Raw genomic sequence first — 17,166 nt, 5'->3', positions numbered from 1 at the left:
CCATCAAAGTCATCGTTTGTGCAGGTGAGGGAGGTATGTTCGAGGAGGGACAGCAGGGCAGGGAACCATGAGGAGTGGCGCGTGAGCACCGTTGAGCAAGCAGGGCATCCGGGGCCCACGGACCCGGCCGTGACCATCGACGTCGACCGCAGCGACCCGGCGTACCGGCAGTGGCTGAAGGAGGCCGTGCGCAAGGTCCAGGCCGACGCCAACCGGTCCGCCGACACGCACCTCCTGCGCTTCCCGCTCCCCGAGCGGTGGGGCATCGACCTCTACCTCAAGGACGAGTCGACCCACCCGACCGGCAGCCTCAAGCACCGCCTGGCGCGCTCGCTCTTCCTCTACGGGCTGTGCAACGGCTGGATCCGTCCGGGGAAGCCCGTCATCGAGGCGTCCAGCGGCTCCACCGCCGTCTCCGAGGCGTACTTCGCGAGCCTCATCGGCGTCCCGTTCATCGCCGTCATGCCGCGCACCACCAGCCCGGAGAAGATCCGGCTCATCGAATTCCACGGCGGGCGGTGCCACTTCGTCGACGACTCGCGCAAGATGTACGAGGAGTCCGCCGCCCTCGCCGTCGCCACCGGCGGCCACTACATGGACCAGTTCACGTACGCGGAGCGGGCCACCGACTGGCGCGGCAACAACAACATCGCGGAGTCGATCTACCAGCAACTCCGGCTGGAGCGCCATCCGGTACCCGCCTGGATCGTCGCCACCGCCGGTACCGGCGGCACCTCCGCGACCATCGCCCGCTACGTCCACTACATGCTGTACGACACCCGCGTCTGCGTCCCCGACCCGGAGAACTCCTGCTTCTTCGAGGGCTGGACCACCGGCAACGCGGACGCCGCCAGTGACTGCGGCTCGCGCATCGAGGGCATCGGCCGCCCCCGGATGGAGCCGAGCTTCGTGCCCGGCGCCATCGACCGGATGATGAAGGTGCCCGACGCGGCGAGCGTGGCCGCCGTACGCGCCCTGGAGAGCGCCATCGGGCGCAAGGCGGGCGGCTCGACGGGCACCGGCCTGTGGAGCGCGCTGAAGATCGTCGCCGAGATGGTGGCGGAGGGCCGCACCGGCAGCGTCGTCACCCTGATCTGCGACCCGGGCGACCGCTACCTGGACAAGTACTACTCCGACGCCTGGCTCGCCGAACAGGGGCTGGACATCGCCCCGTACAGCGCGGCCATCGACGAGTTCCTCGGCAGCGGCGTCTGGCCGGACCCGCCGGCTCGCCCCGCCGGGCCCGTCCACCGCTGAGGAAACGTTACGGCGCCGGGGACGACGCCAGTCTGCGGTCCAGGTTGCGCATCGCGTCCCGGAACGACCGGCCCACCCCCGACCGGCCCAGCCGCATCACCACCCGGAAGGGCGCGGTGCCCTCGGCCGCCATCGTCCACCGCACCCGGGTGCCGGGCCCCTCCGGCACCGGGGTCAGCAGCCACTCCTCCATCAGGGCGCGTACGCCGGGGGCGTTGGTCTCCTCCACCCGGTAGGCGTAGCGCTCACCGGCGTCCGTCACCAGGATCCGCTCCTGGAAGACCACCCCGCCGCGCAGCCGTATCTCACGGCCCGCGCCGCCCGCGATGGGGCGGGCGGCAGCGATGGCGGGGAACCACGAGGGGCTGTCGGCGACCTCGTCGGCGAGGGCCCGGTACACCGCCGAGGGCGGCGCGGCCACGTGCGCGGCGAAGACGAGACGCAGGGGCGCGGACTCGAGGAAGTCGAGCCGCACAGGGCGCAGTCGGCGTGCCATGGGACCGTACCTCCAGCATATGAGGGGGGTGCCAGGGCCCCACACCATAGCTGTCGACCCGTCAGTTGTCCGCCATGAGAGCGGACAAGGCCCGGCCGAAAACCCACTTCCCGGCGCCCGCGAGCACCGGATCGCACACGCGCGGCACTCCCCGCAGGCGCAGCGCCTCCGTCCACGTGACCCGCACCGACCCGGGCGCCGTCTCCCGCACCTCGATCTCGGCCCACCCGGTGACCACCCGGCCCCGCTTCTCCAGCCGGCACACGCCCACCGGCGCGCCCCCCGGACCGGGCGGCTCCCAGCGGACGACCTCCATCGGATCGTCGAACCCGACGGGCCCGATCCCCGTACGCATGGTGAACCGGCTCCCCTCCCGCACCGGCCCCGTGCTCACCGCCCCCACCCGGGTCAGCGGCACCAGCGCGGCGTGAGCCCGCCAGTCGGTGACCCGCCGCCAGGCCTCGGCGGCGGACAGGGGTGCACCACGGACGATCCGGAACAGAGCCATGCGACGATCGTATGCGCGCCCCACCCGCCGGCCCGGCAGCCGCACCAGCCCCCGGGCCCTGCCCGCCGGCCCGGCCACCGCACCAGCCCCCGCGCCCCACCCGCCGGCCCACCCGCCGCACCAGCCCCCGCGCCCCACCCGCCGGCCCGGCCACCGCACCAGCCCTCGCGCCCCGCCCGCCTCCCGCGGCCACCCGCCGACGCGCAGCCGCGCACTCTCCCCCCGCGTCCGGACACCAACCCCCGACGCCCAGCACCCCGCCACCCCCGGCCCGTAGGCGACCGCGACCGCTCCCGGGCGTCAGGCGGCGTCCTGCTCGCCCGCCACGACCAGGCCCGGCAGGTGGTCCGCCATGTCCGCGCGGGTCTCGGCCGACAGGCCGCCGTCCGTCACCAGGGCGTCGATCTCCTCCAGCCGTGCGAAGGAACTGAGCCCCACCGTGCCCCACTTGGTGTGGTCGGCCACGACCACCACGCGCCGCGCCGAGCGGATGAAGCGCCGGTTGGTCTCCGCCTCCGCCAGGTTCGGCGTGGACAGTCCGGCCTCCACCGAGATGCCGTGCACGCCCAGGAACAGCACGTCGAAGTGGAGCGAGCGGATCGCCTGGTCCGCCACCGGCCCGACCAGGGAGTCCGACGGCGTCCGTACCCCGCCCGTCAGCACCACGGTCGCGGTGCCCGGGCGCGGGGCGCCGCCCGAGCCGGTGCGCTGCGCCGTGTGGAACACGTCCGCGACCCGCACCGAGTTGGTCACCACCGTCAGGTCCGGCACCTCCAGCAGGTGCTGGGCCAGCGCGTACGTCGTCGTGCCGCCCGACAGGGCGATCGCGCTGCCCGGCACCGCCATCGCCGCGGCCGCCCGCGCGATGTCCTCCTTGGCGCCCTGCTCCAGCGACGACTTCGCCTCGAACCCCGGTTCGTGCGTGCTCGCCTCGACCAGCGGGACCGCCCCGCCGTGCACCTTCTCGATGACGCCCTGCCGCGCCAGCGCGTCCAGGTCGCGGCGGACGGTCATGTCGGAGACGTTCAGCCGGCGGGTGAGCTCATTGACCCGCACCCCACCGCGCCGCCTCACCTCGTCCAGGATCAGGGCGCGCCGCTGCTCCGCGAGGAGGTTCTGGTTGTCGCTCACCGCAGGGGCCGGTCCTTCCATGTCGTCACCACCGCTGGCCAAGGCCCATCATCCTGCCACGGTCCCGCCGGCGACAGACCGGGGGAGATTCGGTGAGAACCCTGCCGAAGGCCGCCCCCTTCGACGATTCTGGTCGTGCCCGGTCATGCCTGGTCACGTCCGGCCCGCACGCCCCCATGCCCCGCACCCCTGCCCGCTTCACGTCGAGAGGGAGCCACCCACGTGCCCCCTGCCATCCCGGAGCCCACGCGCCCCGGCGCCGCGCTGGAACTGCTGGTCCACGGCGTCGGCGGCACGACGCCCGAGCTCATGCTGGACGACCCCCGTACCGTACGGGTGACCGGTGACGAGACGGCCGCCATCTACCGGCGCACCGTCGACCAGTACGCCGAGGAGGACCCGGAGCGGTTCGCCGACGGACGGCCGGTGCCGGAGGCGTACTGCTGGTGCAACCTCACCTCGGGCAACGGCGCCCGCGCGTTATGGCTGCTGCTCCTGCCGTTCATGGTGGTCAACCTGGCCCACTGGATGCGCCCGCCCGCCGCGCGGCAGGCCGCCACCGTCCGGCTCTACGGCGTGCTCGTCCGGCTCGTCGCCCTCACCCTGACCGTGCTGCTCACGGCCGCCGCCTGTGAGGTCGCACTCGACCTCACCGCCTGGCAGTGCGCGGGCTCCGCCCGCTGCGCCGGCGACCGGTCCTGGCTCGGCTTCATGTCGGCCGCCCAGGGCGGCTGGTGGTCCCAGCCGGGCCGCCGGCTGGCGCTCGCCGCCGTCGTCCCCGCCGCCCTGGTGGGGCTCCTGTGGTACCTGTCCAACCGCACCTGGAGCGCGTACGAGGCCCAGCGGCCGCCCCGGGGCGACATGGACGGGGACGGCGTCCCCGGGAACGGCCCCAGGCCGGTGCTGGGCCGCCCCGGCTTCTGGTACGGCCGCCGTCTCGTCGCCCGGCTGCGCGCCGCGCACACCGCCGCCGGGTTCCTCACCGTCGCCGCGGCGGTGGCGGGGGCGACGGCACGGTACGACCGGCACGCGGCCGGCACGGGCCGGGAGGTGCTCGGCTGGGCGCTGGAGGGCGCCCTGCTGCTGGGCGGGGTGGTCGTGGTCTGGGTGGTGTGCCGCCGGGGCCGCAGCGAGAAGCGGCTCGACAACCGGCTCGACCGTGCCGTCGTCACCTGGCTGCCCGGCGCCTCCATCGCCCTGCTCGTCCTCGCCGTGCTGTACGCGGGCTGGTCGCGCCCCACCTGGCGTTCCGCCGGCACCCTTCCCGGGGACACCACGTTCAGCGTGATCGCCCTCGCCCAGGGCGCGCTCGTCCTCGCCCTCGCCGCGGTGGCCCTGCGGCTGTACCGCCGCGCCCCGCACACCCGTACCGTCCTGCGCGGTCTCGGCGGCCCCGCCGTCGCCATGCTCGCCTGTGCCCTGGGCAGCGTCATGAGCGGTGGCGTCGCCCAGCGGGTCGCCGACTGGCTCGACGGCCCCGCCACGCCCGGCACCGGCGGGGAGCCCATCGGGCCGCCCGTGCTGCTGAGCTGGCAGGCGTCCGTCATCCCCGTCCTCCTCGTGCTGCTGCTCGTCCCGGCCGCCGTCCTCGCCCTGCGCACCGCGCTCACCGCCCGCCGCCTGGCGCCCGTCGTGGAGGCCGAGTACGAGGGCGAGCGCCCCGATCCCGTCCGCACCCGGCGCATCGCCGCCACGCGCGCGCGTGCCGCCCTCACCGACGCGGCGCCCGGCGTCGTGGGCATCGTCGCGGGCGCCACCCTCCTGCTGGGCGCCGCCGCGCTCGTCGGGGCGTGGACCGCCGAAACGGTGCCCGGCAAGGCGTTCGAGGGCGGGCACCCGTTCGTGGAGAGCGCGGCCGAGGCGGCGCAGGCGCTCGGGTCCTGGCTGATCGGCTTCGGTTTCATACTGTTCGTCACCTGGGGCCGCCGCGCCTACAAGGACGCCTCCGCACGGCGGACCATCGGCATCCTCTGGGACGTCGGTACGTTCTGGCCGCGCGCCGCGCACCCGTTCGCCCCGCCCTGCTACGCGGAGCGGGCGGTGCCGGACCTCACCTGGCGCATGTCGTCCTGGACCCGCCGGACGGGCGGGCGCCTGGTCATCTCCGGCCACTCGCAGGGCAGCGTCCTGGCGGCCGCCGCGGTGTGGCAGCTCCCTGCGGCCACCCGCCGCCGGGTGGCGCTGCTCACCTACGGCTCGCCCCTGGAGCGGCTGTACGGGCGCTGGTTCCCCGCCTACTTCGGACCCCGGCCCCTGGCCTCCCTCCACCGGGAGCTGCACTGCTGGCGCAACCTGTGGCGCCGCACCGACCCGATAGGGGGGCCGGTCAACGTCCCCGCCGAAGGGGACAAGCCGGAGGTCGACCACCGGGCGCTGCGCGACCCGGTCGTCTACGGCCGCACCCAGGAGCACCCGCTGCCCGAACCGATCCTGGGCCACGGCGACTACCAGGCCGACCCGGTGTTCGCCAAGGAACGCACCGTCCTGCTCGACCGCCTCCCGCCCGCCCTGCCCCTGCCCGCGCCGGTGCCGGTGCCCGAGCAGCGGACCGAGGAGGGCCCGCCCGGCGGGGCGGACGCGGCGGACCCGGCCGGCGCGGCGGGCGACGCTCAGGGCAGCTCGGGCAGGTCCTCGGGGTAGAGCAGGGTCAGGTCGTCGGTGCTCATCTCGGTGAGCCCGGCGACCCGGCCCGCGTGCCGCTCGACCATCGACTCGAACGTCTGCCGGGCGGTGCGGCCGTTGCCGAACGCGGGTCCCTTGGGCAGCTCTGTGAAGTACTTCCGCAGCGCCTCGGCCGTCCCCTCGGCGAGCCGGTACTCGTGCTCCTCCGCCTGCTGCTGCACGATCCGCAGCAGCTCGTCCGGCACGTAGTCGGTGAAGGTGATCGTCCGTGAGAAGCGGGACGCCACCCCCGGATTGACCGTCAGGAACCGCTCCATCTCGGCCGTGTACCCGGCGACGATCACCACGACCGCCTCGCGGTGGTCCTCCATCAGCTTCACCAGCGTGTCGATCGCCTCACGCCCGAAGTCCCGTCCCGAGTCCTCCGGGGACAGGGCGTACGCCTCGTCGATGAACAGCACCCCGCCGCGCGCCCGGTCGAACGCCTCCTGCGTGCGGATCGCCGTGGAACCGATGTGCTCGCCGACCAGGTCCACACGGGACACCTCCACGAGGTGGCCGCGCTCCAGCACGCCCAGGGACGCGAGGATCTCGCCGTACAGACGGGCGACGGTCGTCTTGCCGGTGCCGGGGGAGCCGGTGAAGACCAGGTGGCGGCGGACCGACGCGGCCTTGAGCCCCGCCTCCTGGCGCCTCCTGCCGACCTCGATCATGTTGGTGAGGGTGCGCACCTCGCGCTTGACGCTGTCGAGGCCCACCAGCGCGTCGAGTTCGCCCAGCACGTCCTGGGCGCTGCGGACGGGCGGCCCCTCGGGCGGCGCCGATATGGCCGCGCCCCGGCCCCCCGGCCCCGGTGCGGAGCCGTGCGCGGACCCCTGCGGCGGCACCTGGGCGGGCCCCCCGGGCGGTACGACCGGTGCCGGGGGCGCGACGGAGGAGGGCACCGTACCGAGCAGCCCGCCGACCGAGCGGGGCGCGGACGGGGCCGATGCCTCGGACCGCGCGGTGAGGACCCCGCTCTCGTCGCTGGTGCAGTCCTCGAGGACGGGCCCCTCCTCTCCGGACTCGTATCCACCGCGTGCACACCGCTCCGTACGGCACCGTCTCAGCGTCGTGCGGCAGCCGTCCATGACGTGGAAGCCGTACCCCCCGCTGCCCGTCACCCGGCAGCCGTGGAACGTGCCGCGGCCCTCCGCCGAGACGTAGAACCCGGCCTCGGCGGGGGAGGTGACCGTGCACCGCTCGATCGCCGGGTCGGCGCCCTTGGTGACGATGACCCCGGTCTGTACGGAGTCGATGGTGCACCCGCTCAGCGTGCCGCCGCTGCCGTGGTCACGGAACCAGGCCCCGGTGGACGCCTCCCGGATGCGGCAGTCGTCGAGCTGCGCGGTGGCCCCGTCGCTCACCGACACCGCCGTGTTCCGCACCTGGGACAGGTCGCTGTCCACCATGTCGGCCCGCGAGCCCCGGTCGAGGACGAACAGCGCGTCCGGCACGTCGTGCACGCGGCACGAGTCCAGGACGGCCGTGGCGCCGTCACTGACCCACACCGCCGGGTAGTCGCCCGTACTGTCGTGGATCTCGCACTGGTTGGCGTCCACGCGCGTGCCCGGGTCCCACACGGACAGCCCGTTGCGGCCGAACCGCCGCACCGTCGAACGGGTCAGCGTCAGCACCGAACGGGAGCGCAGGTCGACCGCGTTCTCGGGGATGTCGTGGATGTCGCAGTCGGAGAGGGTGAGCACGGCGTCCGTGTCGAGGGTGATCCCGTCGGACGTCGTCCGGTGCACCGACGAGTCGGTGAGGTGGGCCGCCGCCCGGGCGGTCACCTGGACGCCGCTGCCCTTGATCTCGTACACCTCGCAGCCGATGGCCTCCAGTCCGCTGCCCTCACCGGTCACGGACAGCCCCGCGCCCGAGGCGTGGTGGATCCGGCACCGCTCCAGGCGCGGGTGCGCGCCACCGCGCACCGAGAGGCCCGACTGCCCCGCCGCGACCACCTCGCACTCCTCGAACACCCCGCCCGCGCCGTCCAGTACGCCGATCCCGACACCCGCCGGGTTGTCGACGGTGCACCGCCGTACGGTGGGCCGTGCCGCACCGCGCACCTCCACGCCCGCCGCCGAGCGGGTCACGATCCGCAGGTCCAGCAGCTCGGGGGTGCCGTCCTCGATCAGCAGCGCGGGCGCGGAGGTGTCCTGGCCCTCGACGTGCAGGTCCTGCACGGTCGCCGAGGCGCGCACCGTCAGCGGCACCCCGTCGGCCGGGGCGATCCGCACCGGGCCGACCGCGCCCTCCGCTCCCCGCAGCGTGACGGCACGCCGCAGGACCAGGTTCTCCCGGTACGTGCCGGGGGAGATGGTCAGGACATCGCCGTCACCGGCGGCCTCCAGGGCCGCGGCGAGGGAGGCGTACTCGCCCGTGCGGCGCCGCCACCGCGATGTGCCGGTGTGCGTCACCTGGACCGTGCCCTGTGCCATGGTGCTGCTCTGCCCCCACCTCGTGCCTCGCGCGTCTTCCCGGACGGTCGCACCACCGTAGCGCGCGTGAAGGGGGCGAGTTGACCGGTCGGCCACCATGACCGCGACGACCGGTCAGCTCCCCGCGCCCGTCCTGCCCCAGTCGGGCCCGGCCTGCGCCCACGCCCGGTCCAGCCGTGCGTACCGCTGCCGCACCAGCCGCCATACGACGATCCGCCGGACGCCCTCGACGGCCCCGGCCGCCAGGAGCATGGTGCCGATGCCCGCGATGACGGCCTGTTCGCGCGCCGTCTCGGCGGTCATGGGCGGATCGACCGGCCGGCCCCGGCCGTCGGTGAAGATGCGGAAGGTGTCACCCGGATCGGCGTTGTGCCGTGCGGCGGTGAGCGCCCCGGTGTGCGCCGTCCCGTCGGGCGCGGTCCAGCGGGCGAGCACCGCCCTGCGTATCTGGTTCCCGGTGGCCGCCTCCGGGTCGTGCGCGGCCGGCCGGGAACCCTCGTCGCGGCCCAGCACGTGGGCCGTGACGGGATGGCGCTGCCGCTGCTCGTGCCGGGCCGACTCCTGGAGCGAGGTGTTGGTCAGCGCGCCGCAGATCCAGCCGACGGCAGGAGCGGCGAGGCACATCAGCAGCAGGGCGGCGAGCGCCACCCACGCCTCGGTGAGATCGGTGGCCCGGCGCAGGGGATTGTGCCGCCAGCGCCAGAGTCCGACGACCGCACGCACAGGTCCGCACCCCCTTTCGTGTCCGTCAACGCGTGTGCCGAGTGCCCGGGTTCCCGTGAAGGCGCGGCCTATGCGGCGCATCGTCCCGCGGGGCGGACCGGCGGGCGCTGTGCGGACCGGGCGGTGGGGCGGATGTCCGGGCGCTGTGCGGACGGCGCGGTGGGGCCGACCAACCGGGCGCTGTGCGGACGGCGCGGTGGGGCGGGCGTCCGGCGCTGCGAGACGCCTAGCGGAGGATCTCCACCGGGTCACCGGCCCGGAGGGTGCCCGGGTGCTCGGGGACGAGATTCTGGCCGAAGATCATCTTCTTGCCGACGAGACGGTGCCGGGCCAGGGTGCGCAGCGGTTCCTTGCCGCGGTGCCCGGTGAGCTGGTCGGTGGTCGTCACGACGCAGCGGGCGCACGGCTTGGCCACGCGGAAGGTGACCTCGCCGATCGCGATGCGGGACCAGCGGTCCTCGTCCCACGGGTCGGTGCCCTCGACGACCACGGTGGGCCGGAAGCGGTCCATGGGCAGCGGACCCTCTTCGGGGTGATCGCCCCGGGCGACGAGGGAGTTCAGCGCGTCCAGGGAGGAGACGGACGTGAGCAGCAGGGGATAGCCGTCGGCGAAGTTGACCGTCTCCCCGGGCAGCGCGTAATCCGGGTCGATGGGGCGGCGGTGCGCCGGGTCGTCCAGGTGCACCAGCCGTACGTCCTCGCCCAGGTAGGCGGTGCACCACTCGTCCGCGGCGGCTCCGGCCGGCACCGCCTCGACCTTCGTGAGGAAGATCTGCGCCGGCACGGTGGCCGACGGCTCCGGTACGGCGACGGTCAGCGGCTCCCGTCCGGGCGCGGACAGCCGGACCCCTCCGCCGGGCAGCTCCTCGGCGGAGGCCAACGCCAGCCTCGGCTGCTGGCGTTGGGTGACCGCCTTCCCCGCGGCGTCGATGATCATCCAGCGGCGGTCCCCGGCGAGACCCCATGGCTCGACCGCCGCCGTGACGGGCGAAGCCCCCCGGAGGGACTTGACCGGCCGGACGTGCAGCGAGCGGAGGGCAGGAGTGGGCATGGCCTCATCCTGCCAGCACGCGTGACGCCCGACCGGGTCAGGTCAGTAGCCCCCGCCCTGGTAGGGGCGGTTGTACGGGTCGTCGTACGGGGAGGGCGCCGGCACGGGGCGGGGCGCCGCGGGGCGCATCGCCTCGTACCCGGCCGGCACCGGCCGCGCCTGCGGATGGGGCTGCGGGCCGGGGTAACCGCCGCGAACGGCGGTCGGCTGCTGGGGGATGTACGGCGCGGGCATGTGCTGCAGCGGGGCGGGCTGCGGGGCTGCCTGCTGGGGATAGCCGTACGAGCCGCCGTTGTAGGACGGCATGGGCTGGGAGGGGGCCGCCGGGAGGGCGGGAAGGGCCGCGGGGAGCGCCGGCAGGTAGGAGCTGCCGGTGTCGTAGGCGGCGGGCACTCGGATCGGCGCGATCTGAGGCGTGCCCCGTTCCGCGACGAGAGAGTCGTAGATCGGGGTGTCCGGGAACGACGGCGCGTTGTAGTACGCGCCGCCGTAGGAACGGGGGGAGGTCATGGCACATAAGTTAAGCCCACGATGTGCTGATTGGGGAGGCTGATAAGCAGGTTGTTTTACGCGGTGTGAGTGGCCGCCGATCGCCAATACGAGCGAACCCGGGAAAAACGGTCACCGTCCGTGTAAAGGCCAGGCTGATGGGGGGTTACCGGCAGGTCCCCCGGCCCGCGGAAGACCCCCCGCAAGGTGGCCCCTACATAAATCCGGGCCCGCCCGGCGATGATCCGGACTGGGCATGCCCATGCTTAAAGAGGGTCAATGTTCCACCCGAAGTGCTGAGTCTTCACACCGCATCAACATCGAATTGAGCCGGCGTAACTCCGCGTGCCCGGAAAGGTGCGCTGCGGCGCCGGCCCGCCCCCGGGCCAACCGGCCTGACCACCCGTCACCTGTCCGGCGCGACCTCGGGACGCGGATAGGTGCGGCCCTTCCACGCGGCCCCGCGGCCCCGGTGGTGGCGCACCGCCGAATCGACCGTCATGCACAGATAGAGGGACGCGGTGAACGGCAGCAGCAGCGCCCGCCACGGCGACAGCCGGTAGTAGCGGAGCATCGGCACGTATGTCCCCGCCATCACCGCCCACGCCGCCGCGCCCAGCACCCCGGCCGGCACGTCACCCGCGAACAGCCCCGCGCACACGGCGGCGGGCGGCGCCAGGTACACCACCGCCAGCCCCGCCACCGTCCCGGCCAGCAGCACCGGGTGGTGCCCGAGCTGGGCGTACGCGCTGCGCGCCACCATCCGCCACAGGTCGGCCAGCCGGGGATAGGGGCGGATGCTGTCCACCCGCTCGGCGAGGCCCAGCCAGATCCGGCCACCCGCCCGCCGGACCGCCCGCGCCAGCGACACGTCGTCGATCACCGCCTGCCGGATCGCCTCCGGCACCCGCGCCCGGCCGGCCACCTCCGTACGCAGCAGCACGCACCCGCCCGCGGCGGCGGCCGTCCGCGCCCCGGGCCGGTTGACCCACCGGAACGGGTACAGCGAGGCGAAGAAGTACACGAACGCGGGAACGACCAGCCGCTCCCAGGCCGTCGCCACCCGCAGCCGCGCCATCTGCGACACCAGGTCGAGGTTGTTCGCGGTGGCCGCCGCCACCAGCTCGCGCAGGCTGTCCGGCTCGTGCGCGATGTCCGCGTCCGTCAGGAGCAGGAACTCCGGGTCGCCCGGTCCCTCCTCCGCGCCACGCGCGCGTGCCTCCGCGATCCCGTGCCGCAGCGCCCACAGCTTCCCGGTCCAGCCCGGCTCCGGCGCGTCCGGGGACACCACCGTCAGCGGCGGCCCTCCGTGCCGCACCGCGAGCACCCGCGCCAGATCACCCGTACCGTCCGTGCTGCCGTCGTCCACCAGGAAGATCCGCAAAGGCCCCGGATAGTCCTGGGCCAGCAGCGACGGCAGGCTCAGCGGCAGCACCTCCGCCTCGTCCCTGGCCGGCACCACCACGGCGACCGACGGCCACCGGGCCGGATCGGCGCGGCGCGGCAGACGCTGATCGGTGCGCCAGAAGAAGCCCTGCCCCAGCAGCAGCCACGTCCAGGCGGCCACCGACCCCAGGGCGATCCACGCAATGGTGCTCATTCGCCGCAGTCTGCCCCACAACGGGGGGAGCGCAAGGGCCGTCGGCTAGGGTGATCGGGTGAAGATCGCGCTTATGGACTCCGGAATCGGCCTGCTGGCGGCGGCCGCCGCGGTGCGCCGGCTGCGGCCGGACGCGGCTCTCGTCCTCTCCTCCGACCCCGACGGGATGCCCTGGGGACCCCGGACGACGGACGACCTCACCACGCGCGCCCTCGCCGTCGCCCGCGCGGCCGCCGCGCACCGGCCCGACGCGCTCATCGTGGCCTGCAACACCGCCTCCGTCCACGCCCTGCCGGCGCTCCGCGCCGAGCTCGAGCCCGCGATCCCGGTCATCGGTACCGTCCCCGCGGTCAAGCCGGCCGCGGCGGGCGGCGGACCCGTCGCCATCTGGGCGACCCCCCTCACCACGGGCAGCCCCTACCAGCGCGGGCTCATCCGCGACTTCGCCGGCTCCGTCGACGTCACCGAAGTGCCCTGCCCCGGCCTCGCCGACGCGGTCCAGTACGCCGACGAGGACGCCATCGACCGGGCCATCGCCGCCGCCGCCGCGCTCACCCCCGCCGACGTCAGGGCCGTCGTCCTCGGCTGCACCCACTACGAACTGGTCGCCGAACGCATCCGGACGGCCGTACAGCCGGCCGGCCTGCCACCCGTGGTGCTGCACGGCTCGGCGCAGGCGGTCGCCGCCCAGGCGCTGCGCCGGATCGGCGCCCTCCCGAAGCCCGCCGCGACCCCCGCCACGGACCTGACGGTGCTGCTCAGCGGCCGCCCCGCCGCGCTCCCGGACGCCGCCCTGGCGTACGCGGAGGGCCGGCTCCTCGGCGAGGCGGCCCCCGCGCGCTGACCGCCCGCGCCTCCCCCGGCGGGCCCGGCACGAGCGGCCGCGACTGCGGAACGTGAGTACGCTGCTACGCATGAGGGACCACTCCCGCGACGAGCGACCTGCCACAGAGCCGGTGCCCGACACCTGGACCGGACGGGCCACCAACCGCGTCCAGTGGCTGCTCGCGGCCGCCGGAGCCGCCTGCGTGGCGCTCGGCATCGAACTGGCCGTGGACCTCTCCTGGACCTCCGGCACCGCCGCCCTGCTGATGGCGGTCGTCGGCTGCGTCGCGGCCGGACTCCTGGTGCTCTTCGGGACGCTCGCCTTCGTGTACGTCGAGCTCACCGTGGACCGCCACACCCTCGAGGTGCGGTGCGGCCACATGGGACTGCCCCGGAGGCGCATCCCGCTCGACACCGTGGTGGACGCCCGATTCGCCCCCTCGGTCACCCCGCGCCAGTGGGGCGGCTGGGGCTACCGCTGGCTCCCCGAGAAAGGCACGGCGGTCGTCGTACGCCGGGGCGAGGGCCTGGTGCTCACCCTGGGCGACGGGCGCAGCTTCACGGTCACCGTCGACGACGCCGAAGCGGCGGTCCGCGTGATCCGCCACCGCCTCCGCCTGCGGCGGCCCACGGCCACGCGGGACGGGTTCACCCTGGCACACGGCCCCGAGGACCCCGCCCCGGACGGCACCCCCCTGCCGCACCGCCCGGACCCCACCACCGGCCGCTGACGCGCCCGCCCCGGCCCGGCCCGGGAACACCGGGCACGCCGCGCGTGCCGTACTCCCCGCCAACGGCTCCGGGACGCGCTGCCGGGCGCGGGCTCCTGGATCCTCCCCGGCCACCGGCTCCCGGATGCGCCCCCGGCCACCGCCGCCCGGACGCACCCCCGACCACCGGCGTCCGCGTCCGCGACCGGCCGCTTGCCGGTCCCGGGCCACCGGCCGCGCTCCCGTTCGCACAGGAGATCGCCGTAGACTCCGGCACGTGAGCGCCACCATGACCGCCGTCGACGTCCCTCCCCCCGCCCCCGAGGAGCCGGGGGCCCGGCTGCCGTGGTGGTGGGTGCGGCCGACGGCAGCGGTGCTGTCCGGAGGGCTGCTGTTCCTGAGCTTTCCGCCCCGCCCCTTGTGGTGGCTCGCCGTGCCCGCCTTCGCCCTGCTCGGGTGGACGTTGCGCGGCCGGCGGCTGAGGGCGGGCTTCGGGCTCGGCTACCTCGCCGGGCTCGGCTTCCTCCTGCCCCTCCTCGTCTGGACCGGTGAGGAGGTCGGGGCGGGGCCGTGGCTCGCGCTCGTCGCCGCCGAGTCGCTCTTCGTCGCGGCCGCCTGCCTCCTCGTCGCCGCCGTGTCGCGGCTCCCCGCCTGGCCGGTGTTCGCCGCCGCCGCGTGGATCGTGGGGGAGGCGGCACGCGCGCGCGTGCCCTTCGGCGGCTTCCCCTGGGGCAAGATCGCCTTCGGCCAGGCGGACGGCATGTTCCTGCCGCTCGCCGCCGTGGGCGGCACACCCGTGCTCGGCTTCGCCGTCGCCCTGTGCGGCTTCGGCCTGTACGAGGCGGTACGCGTCCTGCGGGCGTACCGGGCGACCGGCACCCTCCCGCGCGGCCCCCTCGCCGCGGCCGCCCTCTCCCTCCTTGCCCCGGTCACCGCGGCGCTCGCCGCCCAGCCGCTGGTCTCCGACGCCCCCGAGGACGGCACCGCGACCGTCGCCGCCATCCAGGGCAACGTCCCCCGCCTGGGCCTGGACTTCAACGCCCAGCGCCGCGCCGTCCTCGACAACCACGCCCGCCGCACCGAGCAGCTCGCCGCCGACGTGGCGGCCGGCCGGGCGCCGAAGCCGGACTTCGTCCTGTGGCCGGAGAACTCCTCCGACCTCGACCCCTACCGCAACGGCGACGCCCGGTTCGTCATCGACGAGGCCGTCAGGGCCATCGGCGTACCGACCGTCATCGGGGCGGTCGTCACGCCCGAGACCGGCCCCCTCCGCAACACCCTGATCCAGTGGGACCCCCGGCGCGGCCCCGTCGACACGTACGACAAGCGGCACGTCCAGCCCTTCGGCGAGTACATCCCGATGCGCTCCTTCGTACGGATCTTCAACAAGGACGTCGACCGGGTCAGGCGCGACTTCGGCCCCGGCAGCCAGGTGGGCGTCTTCGACCTCGCCGGCACCCGGGTGGGGCTCGCCACCTGTTACGAGGCGGCCTTCGACTGGGCCGTGCGCGACACCGTCACGCACGGCGCCCGGCTCATCTCCGTACCGAGCAACAACGCCACCTTCGGGCGCAGCGAGATGACCTACCAGCAGCTCGCCATGTCCCGGGTGCGCGCCGTCGAGCACAGCCGTTCCGTCGTCGTCCCGGTCACCAGCGGTGTCAGCGCGATCATCCGGCCGGACGGCACGATCGTGCGGGAGTCCCGGATGTTCACGCCGGACGCCCTGGTGGCGAAGGTGCCGCTGCGCTCCTCGCTGACGCCGGCGACCCGGATGGGCACTCTGCCCGAGGCGGCGCTGGTGGCACTCGCCGCCGCCGGGCTCGGCGGGGCCGCCTACGGTGCCGTTGTACGCCGGCGTGCCCGCCGGGAGCCGGCGACCCCCTAGGGTCGGGGGCATGGCCACTCCTGACTTCATCCGGGCTGTCCGCGCCACCGCCGGGCACCAGTTGCTGCTCCTCCCGGGCGTCACCGCCGTCGTCTTCGACGACGACGGCAGGGTGCTGCTGGTCAGACGCGCCGACAACGGCAGGTGGTCGCTGGTCGGCGGCATCCCCGAGCCGGGCGAGCAGCCGGCGGTGAGTGTCGTGCGGGAGGTGTACGAGGAGACCGCCGTGGAGTGTGTCGTCGAGCGCGTCGTCCTCGTGGAGACGCTGCCGACGGTCACGTACGCCAACGGTGACCAGTGCCAGTACATGGACACCTGCTTCCGCTGCCGGGCCGTCGGCGGTGAGGCGCGCGTCAACGACGACGAGTCGCTGGAGGTGGGCTGGTACTCGCTGGACGCGCTGCCGCCGCTGCGGGAGGGCGAGCTGTTCCGGATCAAGCAGGCCCTCACCGACGGCCCCACATGGTTCTCCACCATGGCCGACTAGGGCGAACTATGGGTTCGGGCCACATCGGTGGCCGGTCCCGGGCTCCATAGGGTGCGGAACATGACCGCACCCCACACCGTCACCTCCCTCGACCTCGGGGGCCGCACCGCCCTCGTCACCGGCGCGGCGAGCGGCATCGGCCGCGCCTGCGCGCTGCGCCTCGCGGCCGCCGGGGCGAAGGTCCGGGCCGTCGACCGGGACGCCCGGGGCCTGGACGCCCTGACCAGGGCGGCGCCCACGGCGGCCGGGGCGGTCGAACCCCACGTACTGGACCTGACCGACCTCGACGCGGCCGAGGACCTGGCGGCGGGCACCGACATCCTCGTCAACAACGCCGGGCTGCAACTGGTCCGGCCCATCGAGGACTTCCCCCCGGACGTCTTCCACACCGTCCTCACCGTGATGCTGGAAGCCCCCTTCCGGCTGATCAGGGGCGCGCTGCCCCACATGTACGCGCAAGGGTGGGGCCGTATCGTCAACCTCTCCTCCGTGCACGGGCTGCGCGCCTCCGCCTACAAGTCCGCCTATGTGGCCGCCAAACACGGCCTGGAAGGGCTGTCGAAAACGGCCGCCCTCGAAGGCGCGCCGCACGGCGTCACCTCCAACTGCGTCAACCCCGGCTATGTGCGCACGCCCCTCGTCGAGGCGCAGCTCGCCGACCAGGCCGATGCCCACGGCATCCCCGCCGAACGGGTCCTGACCGACGTCCTGCTGAAGGACTCGGCGCTCAAGCGGCTGATCGAACCCGAAGAGGTCGCCGAGGCCGTCGCCTACCTCTGCTCCCCGCCCGCCTCGTTCATCACCGGCACCTCGCTCGTCCTGGACGGCGGCTGGACCGCGCACTGAGCGTGCCGCCCGGTTGTCCACAGGGCTGGTGCGACCACCCGTACGGCAGGTAT

At 74.6% G+C, this 17,166-nt stretch carries 15 protein-coding genes; 7 read left to right on the top strand and 8 right to left on the bottom strand.

Features of this window, described 5'->3' with window-relative positions:
- Positions 1–81 precede the first annotated feature (81 nt).
- Positions 82–1,257, top strand: coding sequence for a PLP-dependent cysteine synthase family protein (locus tag E2B92_RS03765; RefSeq protein ID WP_126889110.1), 1,176 nt, complete (start codon positions 82–84; stop codon positions 1,255–1,257).
- 7 nt (positions 1,258–1,264) lie between these two features.
- On the opposite strand, the gene E2B92_RS03760 is transcribed toward E2B92_RS03765, so the two are convergent.
- The 3 genes from E2B92_RS03760 to E2B92_RS03750 form a co-directional block, all read right to left on the bottom strand.
- Positions 1,265–1,753, bottom strand: coding sequence for an SRPBCC family protein (locus E2B92_RS03760; RefSeq protein ID WP_126889111.1), 489 nt, complete (start codon positions 1,751–1,753; stop codon positions 1,265–1,267).
- A 61-nt stretch (positions 1,754–1,814) separates the two neighbouring features.
- Complete coding sequence (locus E2B92_RS03755) at positions 1,815–2,261, bottom strand: SRPBCC family protein (protein ID WP_133087386.1); 447 nt, start codon at positions 2,259–2,261, stop codon at positions 1,815–1,817.
- Positions 2,262–2,561: 300 nt separating this feature from the next.
- Positions 2,562–3,392: a DeoR/GlpR family DNA-binding transcription regulator gene (locus E2B92_RS03750; protein WP_185923777.1), complete on the bottom strand. Its 831-nt coding sequence runs from the start codon at positions 3,390–3,392 to the stop codon at positions 2,562–2,564.
- A gap of 222 nt (positions 3,393–3,614) precedes the next feature.
- Between E2B92_RS03750 and E2B92_RS03745 the strand changes: the two genes are divergently transcribed.
- Positions 3,615–6,032 (top strand): hypothetical protein, encoded by a 2,418-nt coding sequence (locus tag E2B92_RS03745; RefSeq protein ID WP_126888978.1) that lies wholly within the window; start codon positions 3,615–3,617, stop codon positions 6,030–6,032.
- On the opposite strand, the gene E2B92_RS03740 is transcribed toward E2B92_RS03745, so the two are convergent.
- From E2B92_RS03740 to E2B92_RS03720, 5 genes are all read right to left on the bottom strand, one after another.
- Positions 6,002–8,494: a right-handed parallel beta-helix repeat-containing protein gene (locus E2B92_RS03740; RefSeq protein WP_126888977.1), complete on the bottom strand. Its 2,493-nt coding sequence runs from the start codon at positions 8,492–8,494 to the stop codon at positions 6,002–6,004. The genes E2B92_RS03745 and E2B92_RS03740 overlap by 31 nt on opposite strands.
- A 114-nt stretch (positions 8,495–8,608) precedes the next feature.
- Entirely contained in the window at positions 8,609–9,217 is a 609-nt protein-coding gene (locus E2B92_RS03735; RefSeq protein ID WP_126888976.1) for an Rv1733c family protein, read from the bottom strand.
- Between the two features lie 226 nt (positions 9,218–9,443).
- Positions 9,444–10,268, bottom strand: coding sequence for an MOSC domain-containing protein (locus E2B92_RS03730; RefSeq protein ID WP_126888975.1), 825 nt, complete (start codon positions 10,266–10,268; stop codon positions 9,444–9,446).
- A 42-nt stretch (positions 10,269–10,310) separates the two neighbouring features.
- Positions 10,311–10,778 carry a DUF6643 family protein gene (locus E2B92_RS03725; RefSeq protein ID WP_133087385.1) on the bottom strand — a complete coding sequence of 156 codons (468 nt, stop codon included), beginning with the start codon at positions 10,776–10,778 and terminating at the stop codon, positions 10,311–10,313.
- Between the two features lie 385 nt (positions 10,779–11,163).
- A complete protein-coding gene (locus tag E2B92_RS03720; RefSeq protein ID WP_126889502.1) occupies positions 11,164–12,357 on the bottom strand; it encodes a glycosyltransferase in 1,194 nt (397 codons plus the stop codon).
- Positions 12,358–12,415: 58 nt separating this feature from the next.
- Between E2B92_RS03720 and E2B92_RS03715 the strand changes: the two genes are divergently transcribed.
- The 5 genes from E2B92_RS03715 (at position 12,416) to E2B92_RS03695 (ending at position 17,113) form a co-directional block, all read left to right on the top strand.
- Positions 12,416–13,201 carry a glutamate racemase gene (locus E2B92_RS03715; protein WP_126889503.1) on the top strand — a complete coding sequence of 262 codons (786 nt, stop codon included), beginning with the start codon at positions 12,416–12,418 and terminating at the stop codon, positions 13,199–13,201.
- A 70-nt stretch (positions 13,202–13,271) separates the two neighbouring features.
- The gene (locus E2B92_RS03710) at positions 13,272–13,913 is read left to right on the top strand and encodes a hypothetical protein (protein WP_235023673.1); all 642 of its coding nucleotides are present in this window, start codon (positions 13,272–13,274) and stop codon (positions 13,911–13,913) included.
- A gap of 256 nt (positions 13,914–14,169) precedes the next feature.
- On the top strand, positions 14,170–15,780 hold the full coding sequence (gene lnt, locus E2B92_RS03705; protein ID WP_235023672.1) for an apolipoprotein N-acyltransferase: 1,611 nt from the start codon (positions 14,170–14,172) through the stop codon (positions 15,778–15,780).
- A gap of 10 nt (positions 15,781–15,790) precedes the next feature.
- Positions 15,791–16,267, top strand: a complete 477-nt coding sequence (locus E2B92_RS03700) for an NUDIX hydrolase (protein ID WP_126883352.1) — start codon at positions 15,791–15,793, stop codon at positions 16,265–16,267.
- A 60-nt stretch (positions 16,268–16,327) separates the two neighbouring features.
- Positions 16,328–17,113, top strand: coding sequence for a 3-hydroxybutyrate dehydrogenase (locus E2B92_RS03695; protein ID WP_126883351.1), 786 nt, complete (start codon positions 16,328–16,330; stop codon positions 17,111–17,113).
- Positions 17,114–17,166 lie beyond the last annotated feature (53 nt).

It is taken from the genome of Streptomyces sp. WAC05374 (assembly GCF_004353505.1).
Classification (GTDB): domain Bacteria; phylum Actinomycetota; class Actinomycetes; order Streptomycetales; family Streptomycetaceae; genus Streptomyces.
This window is presented reverse-complemented; position numbering and strand designations above follow the sequence as displayed.

What these genes read in the sequence shown, in the direction of transcription:
- E2B92_RS03720 (WP_126889502.1), bottom strand. Translation starts at nt 12,357, where the DNA reads ATGAGCACCATTGCGTGGATCGCCCTGGGGTCGGTGGCCGCCTGGACG.
- E2B92_RS03710 (WP_235023673.1), top strand. Translation starts at nt 13,272, where the DNA reads ATGAGGGACCACTCCCGCGACGAGCGACCTGCCACAGAGCCGGTGCCC.
- E2B92_RS03740 (WP_126888977.1), bottom strand. Translation starts at nt 8,494, where the DNA reads ATGGCACAGGGCACGGTCCAGGTGACGCACACCGGCACATCGCGGTGG.
- E2B92_RS03695 (WP_126883351.1), top strand. Translation starts at nt 16,328, where the DNA reads ATGACCGCACCCCACACCGTCACCTCCCTCGACCTCGGGGGCCGCACC.
- E2B92_RS03730 (WP_126888975.1), bottom strand. Translation starts at nt 10,268, where the DNA reads ATGCCCACTCCTGCCCTCCGCTCGCTGCACGTCCGGCCGGTCAAGTCC.
- E2B92_RS03760 (WP_126889111.1), bottom strand. Translation starts at nt 1,753, where the DNA reads ATGGCACGCCGACTGCGCCCTGTGCGGCTCGACTTCCTCGAGTCCGCG.
- E2B92_RS03755 (WP_133087386.1), bottom strand. Translation starts at nt 2,261, where the DNA reads ATGGCTCTGTTCCGGATCGTCCGTGGTGCACCCCTGTCCGCCGCCGAG.
- E2B92_RS03725 (WP_133087385.1), bottom strand. Translation starts at nt 10,778, where the DNA reads ATGACCTCCCCCCGTTCCTACGGCGGCGCGTACTACAACGCGCCGTCG.
- E2B92_RS03700 (WP_126883352.1), top strand. Translation starts at nt 15,791, where the DNA reads ATGGCCACTCCTGACTTCATCCGGGCTGTCCGCGCCACCGCCGGGCAC.